The 20,876-nt window shown below is 64.1% G+C and carries 17 protein-coding genes; 8 read left to right on the top strand and 9 right to left on the bottom strand.

Features of this window, described 5'->3' with window-relative positions; translation table 11 throughout:
* Positions 1-117: 117 nt before the first annotated feature.
* The 4 genes from QMX78_RS12520 to QMX78_RS12505 form a co-directional block, all read right to left on the bottom strand.
* Positions 118-2,238, bottom strand: coding sequence for an EAL domain-containing protein (locus QMX78_RS12520; RefSeq protein WP_282269986.1), 2,121 nt, complete (start codon positions 2,236-2,238; stop codon positions 118-120).
* A 170-nt stretch (positions 2,239-2,408) separates the two neighbouring features.
* Positions 2,409-3,200, bottom strand: a complete 792-nt coding sequence (fliR, locus tag QMX78_RS12515) for a flagellar biosynthetic protein FliR (RefSeq protein ID WP_282269985.1) — start codon at positions 3,198-3,200, stop codon at positions 2,409-2,411.
* 4 nt (positions 3,201-3,204) lie between these two features.
* Positions 3,205-3,474 (bottom strand): flagellar biosynthetic protein FliQ, encoded by a 270-nt coding sequence (locus QMX78_RS12510; protein ID WP_282269983.1) that lies wholly within the window; start codon positions 3,472-3,474, stop codon positions 3,205-3,207.
* 148 nt (positions 3,475-3,622) lie between these two features.
* Positions 3,623-4,309 carry a CerR family C-terminal domain-containing protein gene (locus QMX78_RS12505; RefSeq protein WP_282269982.1) on the bottom strand — a complete coding sequence of 229 codons (687 nt, stop codon included), beginning with the start codon at positions 4,307-4,309 and terminating at the stop codon, positions 3,623-3,625.
* A gap of 110 nt (positions 4,310-4,419) precedes the next feature.
* Here QMX78_RS12505 and QMX78_RS12500 point away from each other — a divergent pair, with 110 nt between their 5' ends.
* The 6 genes from QMX78_RS12500 (at position 4,420) to QMX78_RS12475 (ending at position 12,688) form a co-directional block, all read left to right on the top strand.
* Positions 4,420-5,418: a biotin/lipoyl-binding protein gene (locus QMX78_RS12500; RefSeq protein WP_282269980.1), complete on the top strand. Its 999-nt coding sequence runs from the start codon at positions 4,420-4,422 to the stop codon at positions 5,416-5,418.
* Positions 5,418-7,178: an ATP-binding cassette domain-containing protein gene (locus QMX78_RS12495; protein ID WP_282269978.1), complete on the top strand. Its 1,761-nt coding sequence runs from the start codon at positions 5,418-5,420 to the stop codon at positions 7,176-7,178. Before QMX78_RS12500 ends, QMX78_RS12495 begins: the two co-directional genes overlap by 1 nt.
* A complete protein-coding gene (locus QMX78_RS12490) occupies positions 7,178-8,299 on the top strand; it encodes an ABC transporter permease (RefSeq protein WP_282269976.1) in 1,122 nt (373 codons plus the stop codon). The genes QMX78_RS12495 and QMX78_RS12490 overlap by 1 nt, the downstream gene beginning before the upstream one ends.
* 2 nt (positions 8,300-8,301) lie before the next feature.
* Positions 8,302-9,447, top strand: a complete 1,146-nt coding sequence (locus tag QMX78_RS12485; RefSeq protein ID WP_282269973.1) for an ABC transporter permease — start codon at positions 8,302-8,304, stop codon at positions 9,445-9,447.
* Positions 9,448-9,457: 10 nt separating this feature from the next.
* The gene (locus QMX78_RS12480; RefSeq protein ID WP_282269971.1) at positions 9,458-10,954 is read left to right on the top strand and encodes an efflux transporter outer membrane subunit; all 1,497 of its coding nucleotides are present in this window, start codon (positions 9,458-9,460) and stop codon (positions 10,952-10,954) included.
* Positions 10,955-11,068: 114 nt separating this feature from the next.
* Positions 11,069-12,688 carry a family 43 glycosylhydrolase gene (locus QMX78_RS12475; RefSeq protein ID WP_282269969.1) on the top strand — a complete coding sequence of 540 codons (1,620 nt, stop codon included), beginning with the start codon at positions 11,069-11,071 and terminating at the stop codon, positions 12,686-12,688.
* Between the two features lie 134 nt (positions 12,689-12,822).
* Here the strand turns inward: QMX78_RS12475 and QMX78_RS12470 are convergent, their stop codons facing one another.
* Entirely contained in the window at positions 12,823-14,091 is a 1,269-nt protein-coding gene (locus tag QMX78_RS12470) for an amino acid permease (protein WP_282269967.1), read from the bottom strand.
* A 219-nt stretch (positions 14,092-14,310) separates the two neighbouring features.
* On the opposite strand from QMX78_RS12470, the gene QMX78_RS12465 reads away from it, so the two are divergent.
* Positions 14,311-16,128 carry a DUF885 family protein gene (locus tag QMX78_RS12465; protein WP_282269965.1) on the top strand — a complete coding sequence of 606 codons (1,818 nt, stop codon included), beginning with the start codon at positions 14,311-14,313 and terminating at the stop codon, positions 16,126-16,128.
* 490 nt (positions 16,129-16,618) lie between these two features.
* Complete coding sequence (locus tag QMX78_RS12460) at positions 16,619-17,776, top strand: metallophosphoesterase (RefSeq protein ID WP_282269963.1); 1,158 nt, start codon at positions 16,619-16,621, stop codon at positions 17,774-17,776.
* A 139-nt stretch (positions 17,777-17,915) separates the two neighbouring features.
* On the opposite strand, the gene QMX78_RS12455 is transcribed toward QMX78_RS12460, so the two are convergent.
* The 4 genes from QMX78_RS12455 to QMX78_RS12440 all read right to left on the bottom strand — a co-directional run bounded on the left by QMX78_RS12455 (position 17,916) and on the right by QMX78_RS12440 (position 20,711).
* A complete protein-coding gene (locus QMX78_RS12455; protein ID WP_282269961.1) occupies positions 17,916-18,425 on the bottom strand; it encodes an MgtC/SapB family protein in 510 nt (169 codons plus the stop codon).
* Between the two features lie 190 nt (positions 18,426-18,615).
* Positions 18,616-19,314, bottom strand: coding sequence for an acireductone synthase (gene mtnC / locus QMX78_RS12450; RefSeq protein WP_282269957.1), 699 nt, complete (start codon positions 19,312-19,314; stop codon positions 18,616-18,618).
* A gap of 166 nt (positions 19,315-19,480) precedes the next feature.
* On the bottom strand, positions 19,481-20,035 hold the full coding sequence (locus QMX78_RS12445) for an acireductone dioxygenase (protein ID WP_282269954.1): 555 nt from the start codon (positions 20,033-20,035) through the stop codon (positions 19,481-19,483).
* 28 nt (positions 20,036-20,063) lie between these two features.
* Positions 20,064-20,711 carry a methylthioribulose 1-phosphate dehydratase gene (locus QMX78_RS12440; protein WP_282269952.1) on the bottom strand — a complete coding sequence of 216 codons (648 nt, stop codon included), beginning with the start codon at positions 20,709-20,711 and terminating at the stop codon, positions 20,064-20,066.
* Positions 20,712-20,876 lie beyond the last annotated feature (165 nt).

Genomic DNA, 20,876 nt, shown 5'->3' with positions numbered 1-20,876 from the left:
GCCGAGCCATGCTCGGCAAGGGCTCTACCGGTAAATCCCCATGCCGAGCATGGCTCGGCACTACAGGTTTGGGTTCATGGGTAATGCCCCTGCCGAGCATGGCTCGGCACTACGGGCCTACTCCTGGCTGGTGTTGAACGAAGCCAGCCGTGCTTCCAGTGCCGCGTGCTGGGCATCGCCACCTTGCAGGCGCATGAAGTTCTCCGCACTGACCGGGCGGCCGAGCAGGTAGCCCTGCAGGTGATCGCAGCCCAGCCGTTCCACATAGGAACGTTGACCCTGGGTCTCGATGCCCTCGGCGACGATCTCCATGTTCAGCGCGTGCCCAAGGGCAACGATGGCCGAGACGATCACCACGTCCTCGTCGCTTTCTTCCAACGCCAGCACGAAGGCGCGGTCGATCTTGATCTCGGTGGCGGGCAAGCGCTTCAGGTGCAGCAGGCTGGACACGCCGATGCCGAAATCGTCGATGGAGATGCCGACGCCGAGCGCGGCGACGCTGCGCAGCACCGCGATGGCATTGTCGGTGTCGCGCATCACCGCGCCTTCGCTGATCTCCAGAATCAGGCGCGAGGGCTCAAGATCGTTGCGTTCCAGCGCGCTGCGCACATCCTCGATCAGCTTCGGCGAGCCCAGCTGGCGCCCTGACAGGTTGACCGCCACCCGCCACTCGCTGTTGCCGGCGTCCTGCCAGCAGCGCATCTGCCGGCAGGCCTCGTCCAGCACCCAGTTGCCGATCACGTCCATCAGGCCGCTCTGCTCGGTCAGCCGGATGATGCGTTCGGCCGGCACATAGCCGTGTTCGGGATGACGCCAGCGGATAAGCGCCTCGGCACCGCTGATGCGGCCGCTGTTGGCGTGCACGCGCGGCTGGTAATGCAGTGACAGCTGCGGCGTGCCCAGGGCCTTGCGCAGGTCTTCCAGCAGACGCCGGTCCTGCTCGACGTTGTCGTTCATCCAGTCGGCGAACACCGCATGTGTGTTGCGCCCGGATTGCCTGGCGTAGGCCATGGCGGTCTCGGCCATGGCGATCAGCTGCGCGGCGGTGTTGCCGACCTGTGGGTGCTCGACGATGCCCAGGCTGGCGGTGATGCGCAGCTCACGTCCAGCAACGCGCACGGAATTGACCGCCATCATGATGCGGTCGGCCAGCGACTCCAGTTCCTCGGCATGCCTGAGTTGGGTGGCGATGACGAACTGGTCGCCACCAAGGCGGCCGACCAGGTCGTCGGCTGGAAGCAGCTGACGCAGGCGTTCGCCGATGTCGACCAGGGCGGCATCGCCGGTCTGCGAGCCAAACGCGCCATTGATATGGCGGAAGCCATCCAGGTCGATGGACATCACCACGAACGGTTGGTTGCCCTGCAGCAGCTGCTCGATGCGCTCATGCGAGAGTTGGCGGTTGGGCAGGCGGGTCAGCGAGTCGTGCTGGCTGGCATGGAACAGTTCCTTGCGGGCATCGTCCAGCGAGGCTGCCAGCATTGAATTGCGCAGATGCAGCAAGCGCGCCTGCATGCGTTGCTCGAACAGGGAAATGGTCAGCACCACGCCCATCACGCCAACGGTCAGCAGCACCACGCAGGCAGCCAGCCATTCGGTGGGAACGCCGCCGGTGGTGGCCGCCGTGCAGACGGAATTGGCGGGGAAGCGTGCCGCCGCCATGCCGGTGTAGTGCATGCCGACGATGGCCAGGCCCATCACGGCGGCAGCGATCAGGCGCGGCGGCAGCGCATGTTCGACCGTGCGCAGGCGGAAGGCGATATACAAGGCGCTCCATGAAGCAGCCACCGCGATCACGATCGAAAGCACGAACCAGACCCGGTCGTAGTCGATCTCCGGGGTCATCTTCAGCGCCGACATGCCGACGTAGTGCATCCAGGCGATGCCCAGGCCCATCAACAATGCGCCCAGTGCCAGCCGCAGGTGCGGCAGGGTGGGGCGCGACACCAGCCACAGGGCGAATATCGAGGCGGCGACCGCTACCAGCAGTGACTCCACGGTCAGCCACAGGTCGTAGCCCAGCGGGATGGGCAGGCGGAACGCCAGCATGCCGACGAAGTGCATGGACCAGATGCCCGCACCCATGGCAACACCGCCGGCCAACAGCCAGCGGGCGGCGGCGCGACGTGGTTGCGAGGCGGATACCAGTGAGGCCATGTCCAGCGCCGTGAACGAGGCGAGGATTGCCACCAGGATCGACAGCACGACAAACAACGGGTTGTAGCTGCCAACGAGCATCAAACCTCTCCCTAAGGTTGTCGCGCCGCGGTCGCGGAAGCGAGATGTCGTAGCCGGTTCCGCATTCCCCTGCGGCCCGTGCTGTACCCCGGACTATCCACCGGTATAGGGGAACCGGCAAGAGGGCCTTCAGGCAATGTGAAATCCAAAAACGTGAGCTGTGTAGGGCGTCACATTGTTACTTGCCGCGCCGTATCAAAGGCGGTGTCGAACAGGCGCTGTACGGGCGGCCCCATTTCCCCGGCCAGCAGGGTGAGCAGTGATAGGCCGATCAGCAGGGCAACCGGCAGGCCCAGCTGCATGGGGTTGAGTGCCGGTGCCGCACGGGAAAGGACGCCAAAGACCAGGTTGATCGCCAGCATCGCCACCACCAACGGCAGCGCCAGTGACAGTGCACCCCGGAAAATCTGCAGGGCAAGGGTCGGCGCCAGCGTGGCGACCGCATGCGGATCGGGCAGGGCGGTACCGATGGGCAGCGCCTTGTAGCTGTCCACCAGCAAGGAAATCAGTGCCAGATGGCCATTGCTGGTGAAAAACAGCAGGCCGAACATCAGGTAGAACCATTGCCCGATCACGCCGGAGCTGCCGCCGCGCATCGGGTCGGCCATCTGCGCGAAGGCCAGGCCAGTGCTCTGCGCGATCATTTCGCCGGCCATTGCGCCGGCTTCGAAGATCAGCCGCAGCAGGAAGCCGATGCTGACCCCCACGGCTACCTCGCGCAGGATGCTGAGCACGGTCATCGAGTCAAAGCCGTTGAAGATCGGCATCGGCGGCAGGACCGGGGACAGTGCCACGGACAGTGCCACCGCCAGCAGCACCCGCACCCGCGCCGGTACCGCACGGGTGCCGATCATCGGCATGGCCATCAGCATCGCGCCGATGCGCAGCATGATCCACAGGGTATTGCCGATGATGGCAAAGGCCTGCTGGCCGTCGATGACTGTCTGGGTGACCGAGTCCATCGCGCTAACCGATCAGGTGCGGGATGCGCTGGAACAGCATGACGGTGAACTCGACCAGGTGCCCCAGCAGCAGGCTGCCGAGCGCAAACAGCGCCGCGGTCAGGGCCGCGGCCTTGGCGACAAAGGCAATGGTCGGCTCGTTGATCTGGGTAGCGGCCTGGATGACGCCGACAACCACGCCGACGACCAGCACGACAAGTAGCAACGGACCGGCGATCCACAAGGTGGCAACCAGGCCGCCGCGGAGTTCGGTGAGGGCAAGTTCGGGACTCATGCCGGGGCAGATGCAAGAGCGGTGCCACAGCGTTGGCGGCGGGTTTTTGGCGCGGCGGCGTGCTTTTGTAGGAGCGGCGTAAGCCGCGGAGCTGATGGTCTACCAGATCGCGTCTGTATCACCAGCCGAACAAGTCCAGCGTCGCGATTTACACCGCTCCCACATTCTTTGCTGCTGGCTTGCTGCGGTAGTCCTCGCCGACCGCCTGCAGGCCGGCGATCGCAAAGCGGTGCAGATGTGCCAGCAGCGGCTGCGATGGGCCTTGCACCACTGCCTGCAACGGGCCGGGTACGTCTCGGCCGATCACGATCAACATCATGCAGGGCGCGGCGACGCTCAGCAGGCAGCGCAGCAGGGCCGGTTCAGTGGCGGGAATGCCGGAGATCTCACTGAGGATCTGCGCCACCGCCATCATCTTCGGCGGAATCGCTTCTTCCATCAGCACCTGTAGATGCGAGGAGGGCGCCAGCAGTTCGCGTGCCAGCACGCGTGGTGCCCAGGCCTCGGGTTGCTGGGCGCGCTGGACCAGGCCGGCGAGCAATTCGTACAGGCGCTGCTCCGGGTTCAGCGCGCTGCCGGCGATCCGCTGCAGGTCATCAAGATCGAGCAGCTGCCGGTGTGCTTCCAGCAGCACGGCCTGGTACAGGCCGTTGCGGCTGCCGAAGTGGTAGTTGATGGATGCCAGGTCGGCAGCGGCCAGCTGGGCCACAGCCTTGCTGGTGGTTTCGGCAAAGCCCTGTTGCGAGAACAGCTGGCCGGCCGCCTCCAGCAGGCGGGCACGGGTGGCCTCGCCGTCGGTGCGTGGTCCGCGTGGGGTGGTTTTCTGAGTGCTCATTGCGTGGCAAGTTTAGCCTGCTTCATCGCCCCGTCCGGCACTACTTTAAATTAAATTTAATTTGAATTAGGCTGTTCGGCAGATACCGTCCTGCTTGCGGAAGCGTCCTGATGAAGAAGCCCGTCCTTGTCGTGGTGGCCGCCGTTGCGTTGCTGGTCGTGCTGCTGCTGTGGTGGAGCAGCCGGGATAAGCCGGCTGGCGATGGCCTGCAGTTGCAGGGCAATGTGGACATCCGGCAGGTGTCGCTTGCCTTTGATGGCAGCGGCCGGGTGCAGGAAGTGCGGGTGGAGGAAGGCGACAAGGTCAAGGCCGGCGATGTGCTGGCCACGCTCGACACCCGCACCCTGCAATTGCAGGCAGATCAAGCCAAGGCACAGATCGAGACGCAGCGGCAGACGGTGGCGCGGCTGCACAACGGCGCGCGGCCGCAGGAAGTCGTGCAGGCCAGGAGCCAGCTGGCCGCAGCGCAGGCCGATGCAGCGCGTGCAGCGCAGGACCTGCAGCGCTTGCAGGGCGTGGCCAGCGCGACGGACGGTCGTGGTGTAAGTGCGCAGGAAATGGACCGCGCGCGTAGCGTGGCGAAAGTGGCGGCAGCGACTGCCGAGCTGCAGCAACAGGCGCTGGCGCTGGTGCAGCAAGGCCCGCGCAAGGAAGACATTGCGGCAGCCGAGGCGCAATTGCAGGTGGCCGATGCCCAGCTCGCCTTGCTGCAGCACCAGATCGCGCAAGGCCAGCTGAAGGCGCCGGTGGCGGCGATGGTGCGCTCGCGGCTGGTGGAAGTCGGCGACATGGCCGGTCCGCAACGCACGGCGTTCGCGCTGGCGTTGACGCAGCCGAAGTGGGTACGGGTGTTTGCCAGCGAGACCGAGCTCGGTCGTATCCGCAGCGGGCAGCTTGCGCAGGTGACGAGCGACAGCCACCCCGACAAGCCGGTGACAGGCAAGGTCGGCTTCATTTCCTCGGTGGCCGAGTTCACCCCGAAGTCCGTGCAGACCGAAGAGCTGCGCACCAGCCTTGTCTACGAAGTGCGCGTGGTGGTCGAGGATCCGCAGGATCAGCTACGCATGGGCCAGCCGGTGAGCGTGCGCCTGCAGGACACGGCGCGTTGATGGAAGCGGCGACTGCCACGGTTGTCGCGGTCGACCTGCGCAAGTGCTTTCCGGCCGCCGGTGGCGGGCAGTTGGAGGCGCTGGCCGGGATTTCCCTGCGCGTTCGCAAGGGCGAGCTGACTGCACTGGTTGGACCGGATGGTGCCGGCAAGACCACCTTTCTGCGCATGGTTGCTGGTTTGCTGCCCGCCGATTCTGGCCAGTTGCAGGTGCTTGGCCATGACGTGGCACGGCAGCCGCAGCAGGTGCAGGATCGCATCAGCTACATGCCGCAGCGCTTTGGCCTGTACGAAGACCTCAGCGTGCAGGAGAACCTGGATCTGTACGCGGATCTGCATGGTGTGCCTGCGGACGAACGCCATGCGCGCTTCGAACGCCTGTTGCAGATGACCGACCTGGCTGCATTCAGGCAACGCCCGGCCGGCAAGTTGTCAGGTGGCATGAAGCAGAAGCTGGGCCTGGCCTGCACCCTGGTGCGTTCACCGCAGCTGTTGCTGCTGGACGAGCCCAGTGTCGGCGTCGATCCACTGTCGCGGCGCGAACTGTGGAAGATCATCCAGCAGCTGGTGCAGGAGGAGCAGCTCAGCGTGCTGGTCAGCACGGCTTACATGGACGAGGCTGAGCGCTGCGAGCAGATCTTCGTGCTGCATCAGGGGCGTTTGCTGGCGCAAGGCAATCCTGCCGCGCTGACCGACAAGGCACAGGGCCTGACCTGGGCGGTAGCGCCCGCGCCGACGCGGCAGCCGCGTGAGCTGCAGGCGCAGCTGATCGACGATACCCGGCACGTGCTGGATGCGGTGCCGCGTGCCGGTTCCGTACGTTTCATCCTGCAGCCTGGTGTGGCGCCGTCGGATATCGCCGGATTGCTGCAAGGCGAGCCGCCGAGCCGACGAGCGGCGGAGTTGGAAGACGCCTTCATGATGCTGCTGCGTGCGCAGGAGGCGCCAGCATCATTGCCGGCGGCCGAGGTCGCAGCAAGCAGGATCCCGCAGGATGATGCGCCGGTCATCGTGGTGCGCGATCTGGTGCGTCGCTTCGGTGATTTCACCGCCGTGGCCAGCACCAGTTTCGATGTGCACCGCGGCGAGATCTTTGGCCTGCTCGGCCCCAATGGTGCCGGCAAGACCACTACCTTCCGCATGCTCTGCGGTCTGTTGCCGGCCAGCAGTGGGCATCTGGAAGTGGCTGGTCTGAACCTGCGCACTGCCCGAGCCCAGGCCCGCGCACGCATCGGCTATGTCTCACAGAAATTCGCGCTGTACGCCAATTTGAGTGTGCGTGAGAACCTGGAGTTCTTCGGTGGTGCTTATGGTCTTGCCGGCACGCAACTGCGCGGGCGTGTTGCCGATGCCATCAAACGCTTCGACCTGCAGGCGGATGCCCGCAGTGGCGACTTGCCTGCAGGCTACAAACAGCGACTGGCAATGGCGGTGGGCTTGCTGCATGCGCCGGAGATCTTGTTCCTGGATGAACCTACCAGCGGCATCGACCCACTGGCGCGGCGCGCTTTCTGGCGCACCATCACCGGGCTGGCGCAGCAGGGCGTGACCATCATCGTCACTACCCATTTCATGGAGGAAGCGGAATACTGCGATCGCATCGCCATCCAGGACGCCGGTGAACTGCTGGCCCTGGGAACGCCGCAGCAGGTGCGCGAGCAGGCCGGCGCTGACGGCATCGACATGAATGCCGCCTTCATTGGCATCGTCGAGCAGGGCCGCGCGCAGCGTAGTGCCGCTGCCGGTGGCAGGGCCGCGTGATGTCCGGATTCCTGTCCCGCTTATCGGCGCTGGTGCGCAAGGAGACCCGTCAGATGCTGCGTGAACGCAGCAGCCTTGCGGTGGGCCTGTTGTTGCCGGCGGGCTTGATCCTGCTGTTTGGCTACGGCTTGTCGTTCGATGTCAGCCACGCACCGGTTGCGGTGGTGCTGGATGAGCGCTCGCCGACCACACAGTCGCTGGTTGCCGGGCTGCAGGGTTCGCCGTATCTGGCGCCGGTGCAGGTCGGCGACATGACTGCCGCGGTGGCCTTGATGCGGCAAGGCAAGGTTGGCGGCATTGTGCATGTGCCGGTGGATTTCAGCCGGCGCAGGGCTGAAGGCAATGCGCAGGTGCAGCTCATCCTCAACGGCGTGGATGCCAACACCGCGCGTACGCTGGAAGGCTATGTGGGCGGTGCGCTGGCGACGCAGCTGCAAACCACGCTTGATAGGCAAGCCGGCAGCAGTGCGGGTGGCGGTGTCAGTGTTGTCCAGCGCATGTGGTTCAACGAGGCAAGCACCAGCACCTGGTACCTGGTGCCGGGCTTGATCGTTCTGGTGATGACCTTGATCGGTGCCTTCCTGACCTCGCTGCTGGTTGCGCGTGAATGGGAGCGTGGCACCTTGGAAGCACTGTTCGTGACGCCGGTACGACCTACCGAACTGGTGCTGGCAAAGCTGCTGCCGTATCTCGGCATCGGTGCGATCAATCTGGCGATCTGCCTGCTGACTGCGCGCTTTCTGTTCGAGGTGCCGATGCGCGGCTCGTTGTTGGCGATCGTGGTCAGTTCTTTGCTCTACCTGACGGTGTCGTTGCTGCTGGGCCTGTTCATTTCGGCGCTGACCCGCAACCAGTTCCAGGCCAGTCAGGTGGCACTGTTGACCAGTTTCATGCCGGCGATGATGCTGTCCGGCTTCGTATTCGACCTGCGCAACATGCCGGTCGCGGTGCAGGTCATCAGCCAGCTGCTGCCGGCTACGCATTTCATGGGGCTGATCAAATCGCTGTTCCTGACCGGCGATAACTGGCCGCTGTTCCTGCAGAAGTCGGCCATCCTGTTGCTGTACGCGCTGTTGTTGTTTGCGGCTACCCGCTCCAAGCTGCGCAAGAGGCTGGTGTAGGCATGGAAGCCATCGCGATCTATTTCAGGCGTATTGCCTTCCTGTGCAGGAAGGAGCTGATCACCCTGCTGAAAGAGCCTTCCAGTCGCGCCATGCTGTTCATGCCGGCGCTGATGCAGGCGTTGTTGTTTGGCTACGGCGCGACCTTCGATCTGCGTCATGTGCCGTACGCGGTGCTCGACCTAAGCGGTGGACAGGCGTCGACCGAGTTGCTTTCGCGGATGGATGGTGCGGGTATGTTCGAGCGCACGGCAACGTTGGCTTCATCGGCGCAGATTGCTGGCGTGATCGACGCCAATGAAGTGTTACTGGTGATCAGCATTCCAGCTGATTTCGAGCAGCGACTGGCCGCTGGGCAGAGTGCACCGTTGCAGTTGATCATGGATGGCCGCAACTCCACCACCGCGGGTGCCGCTGCTGGTTACATCGGCTCCATCGTCGCCGATTTCAACCGGGAACAGTCCAATCGAACGCAGTTGAACCAGACAGGCGCCACCGGCGGGCAGGCGGTGCAGCTGGTCACACGCAGCTGGTACAACCCGAACCTGGAGTCGCGCTGGCAGCTGATGCCAGCGTTGATCGCCGCGTTGAGCATGTTGCAGACCCTGTTGATCGCAGCCTTGTCGGTGGCGCGCGAACGCGAACAGGGCACTTTCGATCAATTGCTGGTCACGCCGCTGACGCCGATGCAGATCCTGATCGGCAAGGCCTTGCCGTCGATTCTGGTGGGGCTGGTGCAGTCCACCATCATCCTGTTGATCATCCGTTTCTGGTTCCAGATCCCGATGGCCGGCTCGGTGGGCGTGTTGTATCTGGCGCTGGCGGTGTTCACGGTGGCCTCGGTAGGTATCGGGCTTTCGATCTCGGCGGTGGCCGCCAACATGCAGCAGGCGATGCTTTACACCTTCTTGTTGATCATGCCGTTGATGCTGTTGTCGGGCTTGATGACGCCGGTGGCCAACATGCCCAAGCTGCTGCAGGTGGCGACCTATGCCAATCCGCTGCGCTTTGGCATCGATCTGGTGCGACGGGTCTATCTGGAAGGGGCGGGCCTGCAGGAAGTGGGCTTCAACTTCATCCCCATGCTGGCGGTGGCGGCGATCACCTTGCCGTTGGCGGCGTGGTTGTTCCGTAATCGGCTTACCTAGGACGCGATCCATGTTTCTCCACTTGCGCTCACTGTTGAACATGCCACTGCTGCTGTCGCCGCTTGCTGCTGGCCTGGTGCTTGGCGGCTGCGCGGTCGGACCGGACTTCGTGCGTCCGGACACGGCGGCCCCTGCCGACTGGACACAATGGCGGGGCGGTGACGCGTCACTAAATGTCGACCTCGGTACGCAGGCGCTGCAGCTGGCGTGGTGGACGCAGCTGTCGGATCCGACCCTGGATGAACTGCAACGACGCGCCTTGCAGGCGAGCCCGGACCTGCGCACGGCTGCCTTGCACTTCGCCCAGGCGCGGGCGCAGCGGCGCACGGTTGCCGCGCAGCGCGGTCTCGATGTGAACGCATCGGCAGGCGTCAACCGACAGCGCCAAAGCGAGAACGGCGCTGGCACGCGCATGCTCGACATCCTCAGCAATGACAGTGGCGCACTGAAACAGCTGCTGGCCGAGCCATTCAATCTGTACCAGGCCGGCTTCGATGCATCCTGGGAGCTGGACTTGTGGGGTAGGGTGCGGCGTTCAATCGAGGCAGCCGATGCCAGCGTGGCGCAGCAGGCCGCATTGTTGGATCTGGCAAGGTTGAGTGTCAGCAGCGAGGTGGCACGCAGTTACGTGCAGTTGCGCGCCGCACAGCGCCAGATCGAGCTGGCACACGAGGACATTGGCGCATTGGAAGAACGCCTGTCGCTGCTGCAGGCGCGGGTGGACGGCGGCTTGCAGGACCATCTGGATCTGGACCGTCAGCAGGCTGATCTGGCGGCTGTGCGCGCGCGCTTGCCCGGCTTGCTGGCCGAGGAAGCCAGTAGCAGCAACCAACTCACGCTACTGCTCGGCGAGCGCCCCGGCGCATTGCGCAGCCAGCTTGCAGCACCGGTGGTTGCCGCCAGCGACACGCTGCCGGATCTGTCGCTGGGCCTGCCGTCGGAAGTGGCGCAGCGGCGCCCGGATATACGTGCCGCGCAGGCACGCCTGCAACAGGCGACGGCCAGCGTCGGTGTTGCCCAGGCGGATCTGTATCCCAGCATCCGGCTTGGTGCCAAGTTCGGCTACGAGTCGTATCTGTCCGGTGAGTTCTCGGACTGGGGCAGCCGCACCTGGTCGATTGGCCCGGTGCTGAACCTGCCACTGTTCGATCACGGCCGACGCAAAAGCGTGGTGCAGCTGCGTGAGCTGGAACAGCAGGAGGCCGCAGTGGCCTACCAGAAGACCGTGCTGCAGGCCTGGCAGGAGATCGACAATGCCTTGAACGGCTACGCCGCTGCCAAACAGCAACGCGCGCAGCTGCGTGTGCGCGAGCAGGCCACGTTGGATGCGTACAGGATCGCGCAGGCACGGCACGATGCTGGCCTGATCGACTTCCTGGCAGTGCTGGATGCACGCAGAGGCTATCTGCAGACGCGGCGTGACCTGGTGGATGGCGAGGCATTGCTGCGCAGCCAGTTCATCGCGCTCAACAAGGCCTTGGGCAATACACCGCCCGCACACAGGTGACTGAAGACGCGGCTGTGGGCCAGATGGATGGCCCGTGCCCATCTGCGGGTACACTCGATCAGTTCCGGCCGTGAGGATGTCGCGACGGCCTTTCGCTGACCGAGAGTGAATTGCATGCCAGATACTTCCCGCAGGGAGCTGTTCAAAGCCGTTGCTGCCGGTGCCATGGTTGCGCCGCTGTCCGTGTTGGCGCAGCCGGCTGTCGCTGGCAGTTGCGCGAGCCCTCCGCTGCGCTGGGGCCAGGGGCCGGAAGGCCAGCGCATCGCTGACCTCGGGGATGGTACCTACCTCAACCCCATCGTCGCCGGGGACCATCCAGACCCGACCATCCTCAAGGATGGCGACGATTACTACATGACGTTCTCGTCGTTCTATTCCTATCCGGGCCTGGTCATCTGGCACTCCACCGATCTGGTCAACTGGGCGCCGATCGGGCCAGCGCTGCACAAGACACTCGGCGATATCTGGGCGGTGGACCTGTGCAAGCACGACGGTCGTTACTTCATCTATCTGCCGGCCAATCCGACCGGCAAGGGCTGGTCGATCTTCGTTATCTGGGCTGACGATATCGCAGGGCCGTGGAGCGAGCCGATTGACCTGGAGATCGACGGTTGCATCGATCCGGGCCATATCGTCGGAGAGGACGGCAAGCGCTATCTGTTCGTCAACGGCATCCGCCGCGTGCGTCTGCGCGATGACGGCCTGGCCACCGATGGCGCGTTGGAGCCTGCGTACAGTCCGTGGCGCTATCCGGACGATTGGGTCACAGAGAACTTCGCGCCCGAAGGCCCGAAGCTGCTGCGCCACGGTGAGTGGTTCTATCTGATCACGGCGGTAGGCGGGACCGCCGGCCCCGTCACCGGGCACATGGTGATCGCCGCACGTTCGCGCTCCATCCATGGGCCGTGGGAGCATTGCCCGCAGAACCCGCTGGTGCGCACCCAATCAGAAGCGGAGCCTTGGTGGTCGCGTGGTCATGCAACGCTGGTGGAAGGTCCGGCCGGCGACTGGTGGATGGTCTATCACGCTTATGAGAACGGCTTCCGGACCTTGGGTCGACAGACCTTGCTGGAGCCTATCGAGTGGACCGCTGACGGTTGGTTCCGAGCGCTGGGCGGGGATCTGTCGCGGCCGCTGCGCAAGCCGGCAGGTGGCAAGGCCAGCGCGGCGGGATTTGCGCTGTCTGACGACTTCTCGGGTGATCGCTTTGGCACGCAATGGGCGTTCCACAATCCGGGGCCGGACGAGCGCAAGCGTGCCCGCTATGACAATGGCGTGCTGCGACTGAAAGCCAGCGGTGCCTCGCCGATCGACAGCTCGCCACTGACCTGCGTGGTGCCCGACCGCTCCTACGAGGTGGAGGTAACCATGGCACCTGGCATGGGTGCGGAAGCCGGCCTGCTGCTGTTCTACAACAACAAGGCGTTCATCGGTGTCGGCTTTGACGACACCACCATCAAGAATTTCCAGTACGCCGAAGAACTGGTGTGGGCACGTGCGCCGCGCGCCGCTGGCCCGGTACGGGTGCGCTTGAACAACAGCAACAACGTGGTGACTTTCCACTACTCACATGACGGTGGCCGCAGCTGGCAGTTGCACCCGACCCGGATGGAAGTATCCGGCCTGCACCACAATGTGTTCGGTGGCTTCTTGAGCCTGAAGATCGGCATCTATGCTGCAGGACGTGGTGAAGTGGCTATCAGTGACTTCCGTTATCGGGCACTTGATGGGTGAACGAACTACGCAGCAGATTCTTGTGGGAGCGGCGTTGGCCGCGAAACAAAGACATCACCAGATCAAGAGGTTTGGGTGCTGCCAGCTTCGCGGCTTACACAGCTCCCACAGACAGGAGGGCCGCAGGCACTTCCTCAGCGACGGCGCAACCAGAAGTAGATCGGCAGGCCGGCCACGATCAGGGCCACGCCCCACAACAGGGCCTCGCTGCCGATGCCGGCAAGCGCGTACAGGCTGAAGAGCAATGCGCCAGCAGCGGCGATGCGCGAAGCAATACCGCTGCCGCGCCACAACCATGCGGCAGCACCGGCCAGGTAGGGCAGCAGGGTGGCAGCGGTGGACAGCAGCACCGAGAACTTGAACAGGTCGACCAACGAGCGGTTGTAGTTGCAGATCACCAATACGGTGGCCAGCAGGCAGCTGACGATGACGCCGAAGACCGGTGCGCCGCGCTTGTTCTCGTGGGCAAAGGCGCGCGGCAGCACGCCATCGCGGGCGGCGGCCATCGGCAGCTGTGCTGCCAGCAGCGTCCAGCCATTCAGTGCGCCCACGCAGGAGATGGCCATCACCACGGCCAGCAGCATGCCGGCGGTCGGCCCCCACAGCGCGGCAGCGGCATCGGCCATCGGTGCGCTGGAACTGGCCAGCACATCGGCAGGCAGCAGGCCAAGTACGGTGGTGCAGGCGAGCACGGTTGCGATACCGGCGATGGCGGTGCCGGCCACCGTGGCGCGGGCAACGGTGCGTGGTGCGTCATCGACCGACTCGGCCGGGACCGTGGCTGCCTCCAGGCCGATCATCGCCCACAGGGTCAGCGCCACGGATGCGGCGGCAACGCTGCCCAGCGATTCGCCGGAAGGGTTGAAGGGCACGTAGTGGCTGGTATCCACCAGCCACAGCGCGACCAGACCGAACATCAGCAAGGGGACGACTTTCAATACAGTGGTTGCCAGCTGCAGGCGTCCGGCCTCGCGTACACCGATCAGGTTCACGCCCGCGCACAGCCACAGCGCGACAAGACCGCAGGCCGCAGCGTGCACCGGGGTTGCGGTCAGGGCAGGAAAGATGGCGCCGATGCTGCCGGCGAAAGCCACGGCGATCGCGGCAATCGCACACCACATTGAGATCCAGTAGCTCCAGGCGACCAGAAAGCCGGGCAGCTCGCCAAAGGCGTTGCGGGCGAACACGTAGGGGCCGCCAGTCTGTGGCCAGCGCTTGGCCAGCTGGGCAAAAGTGATCGCCAGCAGCAGCGCGCCGCACAAGGTGATGCTCCAACCAATCAGCGTTGCCGCGCCGTAGGGGGCGAGGGTGGCGGGTAGCAGGAAGGTGCCCGAGCCGATCATGCTGCCAACAACCAGGGCGGTAGCGGACCAGAAGCCCAACGGGCGGCGCGAAGTAGTCATAGATACAGCAACGGCGAAGGCTCGCGCCGGAGCACGGGTGCCCCGGGAGAGCGTGAGAGGAGGTAGCAGGCGCCCGTGGCGACCACAGCTGAGTGGGGATTATGACGGTTTGCAGCCCGGACCGCGATGTGAAACCTGCCGGTAATGACCTTTGGCCCTTTCGACTGGGCACAGTAGCGCTGACGCTGGCGGCCTTGTTCCCTGTTCTGGACACCCCCGATGACCGTTCGACCGCTGGCGCTAGCCGTTTCGTTCTCCTTGGCCACCGTGCTGGCCGCCTGTTCACCGTCATCGCAGCCAAGCGCTGGTGACAGCACTGCACAGGCGCCGCAGGCCGACAAGGCCGCGCAGCTGAACCAGCTGTACGCCGACTACTGGGAAGGCGTGCTCAAGCTGAACCCGCTGCAGGCCACTTTCCAAGGCGACAACCGTTACAACGACCAGCTGCCGGACTTCGGCTCGGCCGAGTTCCGCAAGCAGAGCCACGACTTCACCCAGGAATGGCTGGGCAAGGCCGAGAAGATCGGCGATGCCGGGCTGGCCGGGCAGGACCTGCTCAGCTACCGCATCTTCGTTGAAGAGCAGAAGCAGTCGCTGGAAGGGGAGAAATTCCCGAGCTGGATGATGCCGGTCAACCAGATGGGCTCCACCGTCAGCTATGCGGTGATGCTGGGTTCGGGCCAGGTCGCGCAGCCGTTCAAGACGGTCAAGGACTACGACAACTGGTTGGCCCGTGCGGCGCGCATTCCGGTATTGCTGGAGACTGAAAACGCCAACATGCGCGAAGGCATCAAGGCCGGTGTGGTACAGCCGCGCGTGTTGATGGAAAAAGTGGTGCCGCAGTTCGACGAGATCATCACTGCCAAGGCCGAGGACAGCCAGTTCTGGGGCCCGATCAAGCTGCTGCCGGCCGACTTCCCGCAGGCCGACAAGGATCGCCTGACCGAAGCTTTCCGCGCGGTGATCAACGACAAGCTGATGCCGGCGATCAAGCAGCAGCGTGATTTCATCGCCAATGAATACCTGCCGGCCACCCGTGACACGGTCGGTCTGGATTCCTTGCCGGACGGCAAGGCGTGGTACGCCTTCAACGCCAAGCAGAGCACCACCACCGCGCAGACCCCCGAGCAGATCCACGAGATCGGGCTGGCTGAAGTGGCGCGCATCCATGGCGAAATCCAGAAGGTGATGGCCGAGGTGGGCTTCAAGGGTTCGCTGCAGGACTTCTTCAAGTTCATGCAGAACGACAAGCAGTTCGAGTTCAAGTCCGAGCCGGAGCTGCTGGAGCATTACCGCGGACTGGAAGCCAAGATCAACGCGAACGTGCCCAAGCTGTTCTCGCTGACCCCGAAGGCCGGTTTCGAGATCCGTCCGATCGAAGCGTTCCGTGCCAAGTCGGCCGCCGGTGGCGAGTACATGCAGCCCAGCGAGGACGGTAGCCGTCCGGGCATCTTCTACGTCAACACCTACGACCTGCCGACGCGCAAGACCTGGGATGCCGAAGACCTGTTCCTGCATGAAGCCATCCCGGGCCATCACTTCCAGCTGGCCTTGCAGCAGGAACTGAAGGGCGTGCCGGCGTTCCGTCGCTTCGGTGGCGAAACCGCCTTCATCGAAGGCTGGGGCCTGTATGCCGAAAGCCTGGGCAAGGACCTGGGCGTCTACACCGACCCGTACAGCTACTTCGGTCGCTTGCAGGGTGAGCTGTGGCGCGCAGTGCGTCTGGTGGTGGATACCGGCTTGCATTCCAAGGGCTGGACCCGCCAGCAGGTGCTGGACTACATGTTCGCCAATTCCTCGGTGAGCGAGCCGGATGCGGTTGCCGAAGCCGAGCGTTACATCGCATGGCCGGGCCAGGCATTGGCGTACAAGACGGGCGAACTGAAGATCCAGGAACTGCGCAAGCGTGCGCAGGACACGCTGGGTGCCAAGTTCGACATCCGTGAGTTCCATGCCGAAGTGCTGAAGGACGGCTCGGTGCCGCTGGACGTGCTCGACGAGAAGGTCAACGCCTGGATTGCCGAGAAGTCCAAGTAAGCGGCGCAGCCGCTTACATGTAGTGCCGAGCCATGCTCGGCATGAGGGATTGCTGCAAAGAGCCAACCCCTCCCCAGCCCTCCCCTTGGCCTGCGGCCAAAGGGAGGGGGCAGGAGCGTAGTGCCGAGCCATGCTCGGCAAGGGTTTCACCGGTAGAGCTTCAGCCGAACCGGTAGAGCTTCAGCCGAGCATGGTTCGGCGCTACAGGGATTGTTTGTGGGAGCGGCGTCAGCCGCGAAGCTGGCAACAATGAAACCGCAGAAGTTCCTGCAATCAGAATGATTGCAGGCTTCGCCGCTGAAGCGATCGGCAAATAGGCGTGGCCGGTGCGCTCCAGCTGAGCATGGCTCGGCGCTACGGTAGGGCTACGTAGTGTTCCAGCTGTGGGCGCTCGGTTTGCCATGTTGCTGTGCCACAGTGCACGGCAATCTCTTGAGCCCGCAGGCGGTCTGATCGCGGGCGTTCTTGGTTTACCTACCGCGTACCGCTGATGACTTTTATCGTATCGCTGCTGCTGCCGTTGTTGGCCATCCTGTTCTGGTGGCCGGTCCATCCCTTGTCCAAGCCTCAGCGCCGGTGGCGGACCGGCATCAGTGTGCTGCTTGCCCTGATCGGCCTGGGCTTCGCCACCTTGTGGCGGCTGGACATCTTCAGTTACACGGTCGAAGCCTGGATCCAGCTGGTATTCGGTTGGGTGCTGGTGATGTTCATGCTGGTACTGGTGTTCGTGCTGCTGCGCGAAGCCGGCTGGCTGCTGTCACGCCTGCTGCCGCGCAGCTCACGCGTCGCAATGCTGTGGCATGGCGTCGGTTTCAATCAGGGTGCGGCGCTGGTGATCGTGTTGCTGGCCACGCTTGCCATCTACAACGGCCTCAAGCCACCGCAGGTACACGAGCGCGATCTGGTCGTGCCGAACCTGCCCAAGGAAATGGATGGCGTGCGCATGGCGGTTCTGGCCGACCTGCATATCAGCCCGGTCAAGCGCACCTGGCGCACCCAGCGCATCGTCGATGCGACCTTGGCGGCGAAGCCCGATCTGATCGTTCTGCCCGGTGACATGGCCGATGGTGGTCTGGAAGACAGTGGCCGGTTCGCCGAGCCCTTGGCCCAATTGAAGGCGCCTTACGGGGTTTGGCTGGCCCCGGGCAACCATGAGTACTACTACGACTACGCCGCTTGGATGGCGCACTTCCGGCAGATGGGATTGGGCGTGCTGGAGAACCAGACTGCGACCCTGTCGATCAATGGACGTACGTTGGCGATGTCGGGTATTGGCGATCTGGCTGCCTTGAAGCAGGCGCCGTACATGCACGGCGGTTTGCCGCCGGACATGCCAGCGGTAGTGAACGGAGGCAAGGGCAGCGATGTACACATCCTGCTCGCGCACCAGCCGAAGCAGGCGCGTGCCGCTGCGGCAACTGGTGCCATTGACCTGCAGGTATCCGGCCATACCCACGGTGGCCACATGCTGGGTTTCGATCGCTGGGTGGTGGCACCGTTCAACCACGGCTACGTGCGTGGCGAGTACCGGGTACAGGACATGACCTTGTTCGTCAGCAGCGGTGTCGGCCAATGGGATGGTTTCACCGCACGCTTGGGCGTGCGCTCCAGCATTGATGTGTTGGTGCTGCGTAGCCCAGCCAGGTAATCCGCGGGCTTGTTGGAGCGGCGTAAGCCGCGAAGCCGGTGTTGCTCAACACATCGGCGGCGTTGCGATCTGGTGATTCGCTCGCTTCGCGGCTTACGCCGCTCCCACAAAAAAGAAGCAGGGTTTGATGCCAGTTTGGTCAGGTATCGAGGTCTGCTTCGCTGCCATCGACGTTCTTCCGTTTATCCGGCATCAGCTTCGGTAGCGTGCTCACGACCGCCAAGGCGGCAATCGTGGTGATGAAGGCCACCATTTCCATGCCCATGCCGGCTGCCATGCCGATGGCTGCGGTCATCCAGATGCCGGCGGCGGTAGTCAGGCCCTGGATGCGTTCCTCGTTGTCGAGCTTGAGGATGGCGCCCGCGCCGAGGAAGCCGATGCCGGAAACGATGCCCTGCATCACGCGGGTGACATCGGCGCCAGAAATGCCCATCTGCAAAGGTGCCAATACGAACAGCGCCGAACCTACCGAGACCAGGATATGGGTCTTCAAGCCGGCGGCGCGTCCTTTGCGCTCGCGTTCCAGGCCAAGCAGTCCGCCCAGCACGATGGCGGTGGCCAGCCGCGAGACGATCACGGTCAATGTGCCGACATCGGGAATGGCGAACTCGGCGGCCAGCGCTTGACCGATCTCTTCGGTGATGCTCATGCGAGGGCGTCCTTGGTGTGATGGCAGGGCCGGCGTTGGAGTGTTGATCCTGCGCAGGGTTTGCTTTACCGGTGGTGATGCCGGTGTGCTGCTGGTGTGAAAAGCGGCGCTTCACATCTAGGCATGTGCGGTGGGCCCAGCAAAAAAACGGCCCCGTGAGGGGCCGTCATTCTGTGCGTCGATCAGAAAATCAAAGCGCTATCTGGTCGAAGCGCTCGACCCGGGTGTGGCCATGGGTGGCCTCACCGCTGCGCGGCTGCGGGTAATCGCTGAGGCGGTCGACCAGCATCGTCTGCAGGCCGGCCTCACGCGCGGCGTCCAATTCCTCGACCACGTCGGAGAGGAACAGGATCTCGGCCGGGGCGATGTTGATGGTCTTGGCGATATGCGCATAGCTGGGCGCCTCGCGCTTGCCGCCAACCTCGGTGTCGAAGTTGCCGGAAAACAGGCTGTTCAAGTCACCGGCATCGCTGAAGCCGAAGAACAGCTTCTGCGCCGGCACCGAGCCGGAGGAGTAGACGTAGAGCGGCAGGCCGCTGGCGTGCCAGCCGCGCAGCACGTCGGCCACTTCGGGGTACAGATGGGCGGTGTAGTCGCCGTTGCGGTAACCCACATCCCAGAGCATGCCTTGCAGCGCCTTCAGCGCGGTGTGCTTGCGGTCCTGGTCGATCCAGCCCTGCAGGGTTTCGACGATGACTTCGTCCTGGCAGGCGCTGGCGGAAATCTCGGTGGCCACCGCGTCCAGCCACTGGCGGACCTGCGGTTCGTTGCCGTGTGCCTGCACGAAGCCGGGCAGGGCGTTGCGGGCATACGGGAACAGCACTTCCTTGACGAAGGAAATGCTGGAGGTGGTGCCCTCGATGTCGGTGAGGATGGCTTTGATGGTCATGCTGGTATTCCTGCATGGTGCTGCTAGGGGCACGAATGCTTAGTTGGCGAGGATAGGAAGCAAGAGCGGGGAGCTACCCTCACCCCAACCCCTCTCCCGCTTGCGGGAGAGGGGCTCAAGCAAAGCAGCGGCTCAAGCAAAGCAGCGGCTCAAGCAAAGCAGGGGCTTATGCCGCGCTGGGCTCGTAGCGTGGGAAGCGCTGGGCGATGTCGGTGCCGGTGAAGTGGCCGACCCAGCCGTCCGGTTCGGTGAAGAAGCGGATGGCGGCGAAGCTGGGTTCCTCGCCCATGTCGAACCAATGGTTGACGCTGTCGGGCACGGCGATCAGGTCGTCCTTCACGCACTCCACTTCATAGACCTTGTCGCCCACGTGCAGGGTGAACAGGCCGGAGCCTGCGACGAAGAAGCGAACTTCGTCTTCCTTGTGGTAATGCTCGTCGAGGAACTTCTTGCGGATCTCGGCGCGCGCCGGGTTGTCCGGGGCGATCGAGGCCACGTCCACGCTCTTGAAGCCATGCTCTGCGACCAGGCGATCAATGTCCTCGCGGTAGGCGGCGAACACTTCTTCCTGGTTGGCGCCCGGAGTGACCGGGTGCTTGGCCTGCCAGCGTTCGAAAGTGACGCCGATCTTGTTCAGTTCGGCAGCGATGACCTCGCCGTCGCGGCTGTCGAACAGCGGTGCGTCCGGGGCGGTGTCGTTGAAAATGCGCAGTCGGCTCATGGGGGACTCGACGTAGTAGAAGGAAGGATCAGGCGTGGCCGCGCAGGCGGCGTAGTTCCAGTTCGCAATGCAGCAGGAACTCAAACGCCTCCAGGTGGCGACGGGCTTCGGCCATGTCGCGGCCCCAGGCATACAGGCCATGGCCGTCGATCAGATAGCCCCACATCGGCCCCTTGTCGAGTTCGGCTTCAACCTGGGCGGCGAGCACGTCCATGTCCTGGGTGTTGGGGAACACCTTCAGGTCGACGGCGGTTTCGTGGGTGGAATTGCCGTGGAGGGCCTTGAGCAGCTCATAACCCTCCAGGCGGATATGACCGTCGCTGCCGTACAGGCGCGAGGCGATGGTCTGCACCGGTGAATGGGTGTGCAGCACGCAGCCGACTTCCGGGAAGCGGGCATAGAGCTGAGTGTGCAACAGGGTTTCCGCCGAAGGGCGCAGCGGCCGGCCCACGGCCTTGCCGTCGAAATCCACCACCATGATGTCGCTTTCGATCAGCCGGCCCTTGTCCTTGCCGGACACGGTGATGGCCGCATGCTGGTCGTCCAGCCGGTGCGAGAAGTTGCTGCTGGTGGCAGGTGTCCAGCCGGCGTGGGCCAGCTCACGGATGTTGTCGATCAGCAGCTGGGCCAGTTCGCTCAGTCGCTGGGCGTCGTAGGGGACGGTAGGCGCGTTCATGGGGCCCATTCTACTAAGAACGCCCGCAGGTTCATGCATGCATCCGGATGGAACTGATGCCGCCATGGAATATGGGGGCGACCGAGGAGCCCCGTCCCCGTAGCCCGGGTAAGCGAAAGCGCACCCGGGGCCGTTCTCGGAGATTTGTCTTCCAAACTCCCGGGT

It is taken from the genome of Stenotrophomonas sp. PS02298 (genome assembly GCF_029959445.1).
Lineage (GTDB): Bacteria > Pseudomonadota > Gammaproteobacteria > Xanthomonadales > Xanthomonadaceae > Stenotrophomonas.
This window is presented reverse-complemented; position numbering and strand designations above follow the sequence as displayed.

Excerpts from the sequence above, each read along its gene's own strand:
- QMX78_RS12520 (WP_282269986.1), bottom strand. The coding sequence starts at position 2,238 with ATGCTCGTTGGCAGCTACAACCCGTTGTTTGTCGTGCTGTCGATCCTG.
- fliR (WP_282269985.1), bottom strand. The coding sequence starts at position 3,200 with ATGGACTCGGTCACCCAGACAGTCATCGACGGCCAGCAGGCCTTTGCC.
- QMX78_RS12510 (WP_282269983.1), bottom strand. The coding sequence starts at position 3,474 with ATGAGTCCCGAACTTGCCCTCACCGAACTCCGCGGCGGCCTGGTTGCC.
- QMX78_RS12505 (WP_282269982.1), bottom strand. The coding sequence starts at position 4,309 with ATGAGCACTCAGAAAACCACCCCACGCGGACCACGCACCGACGGCGAG.
- QMX78_RS12500 (WP_282269980.1), top strand. The coding sequence starts at position 4,420 with ATGAAGAAGCCCGTCCTTGTCGTGGTGGCCGCCGTTGCGTTGCTGGTC.
- QMX78_RS12495 (WP_282269978.1), top strand. The coding sequence starts at position 5,418 with ATGGAAGCGGCGACTGCCACGGTTGTCGCGGTCGACCTGCGCAAGTGC.
- QMX78_RS12490 (WP_282269976.1), top strand. The coding sequence starts at position 7,178 with ATGTCCGGATTCCTGTCCCGCTTATCGGCGCTGGTGCGCAAGGAGACC.
- QMX78_RS12485 (WP_282269973.1), top strand. The coding sequence starts at position 8,302 with ATGGAAGCCATCGCGATCTATTTCAGGCGTATTGCCTTCCTGTGCAGG.
- QMX78_RS12480 (WP_282269971.1), top strand. The coding sequence starts at position 9,458 with ATGTTTCTCCACTTGCGCTCACTGTTGAACATGCCACTGCTGCTGTCG.
- QMX78_RS12475 (WP_282269969.1), top strand. The coding sequence starts at position 11,069 with ATGCCAGATACTTCCCGCAGGGAGCTGTTCAAAGCCGTTGCTGCCGGT.
- QMX78_RS12470 (WP_282269967.1), bottom strand. The coding sequence starts at position 14,091 with ATGACTACTTCGCGCCGCCCGTTGGGCTTCTGGTCCGCTACCGCCCTG.
- QMX78_RS12465 (WP_282269965.1), top strand. The coding sequence starts at position 14,311 with ATGACCGTTCGACCGCTGGCGCTAGCCGTTTCGTTCTCCTTGGCCACC.
- QMX78_RS12460 (WP_282269963.1), top strand. The coding sequence starts at position 16,619 with ATGACTTTTATCGTATCGCTGCTGCTGCCGTTGTTGGCCATCCTGTTC.
- QMX78_RS12455 (WP_282269961.1), bottom strand. The coding sequence starts at position 18,425 with ATGAGCATCACCGAAGAGATCGGTCAAGCGCTGGCCGCCGAGTTCGCC.
- mtnC (WP_282269957.1), bottom strand. The coding sequence starts at position 19,314 with ATGACCATCAAAGCCATCCTCACCGACATCGAGGGCACCACCTCCAGC.
- QMX78_RS12445 (WP_282269954.1), bottom strand. The coding sequence starts at position 20,035 with ATGAGCCGACTGCGCATTTTCAACGACACCGCCCCGGACGCACCGCTG.
- QMX78_RS12440 (WP_282269952.1), bottom strand. The coding sequence starts at position 20,711 with ATGAACGCGCCTACCGTCCCCTACGACGCCCAGCGACTGAGCGAACTG.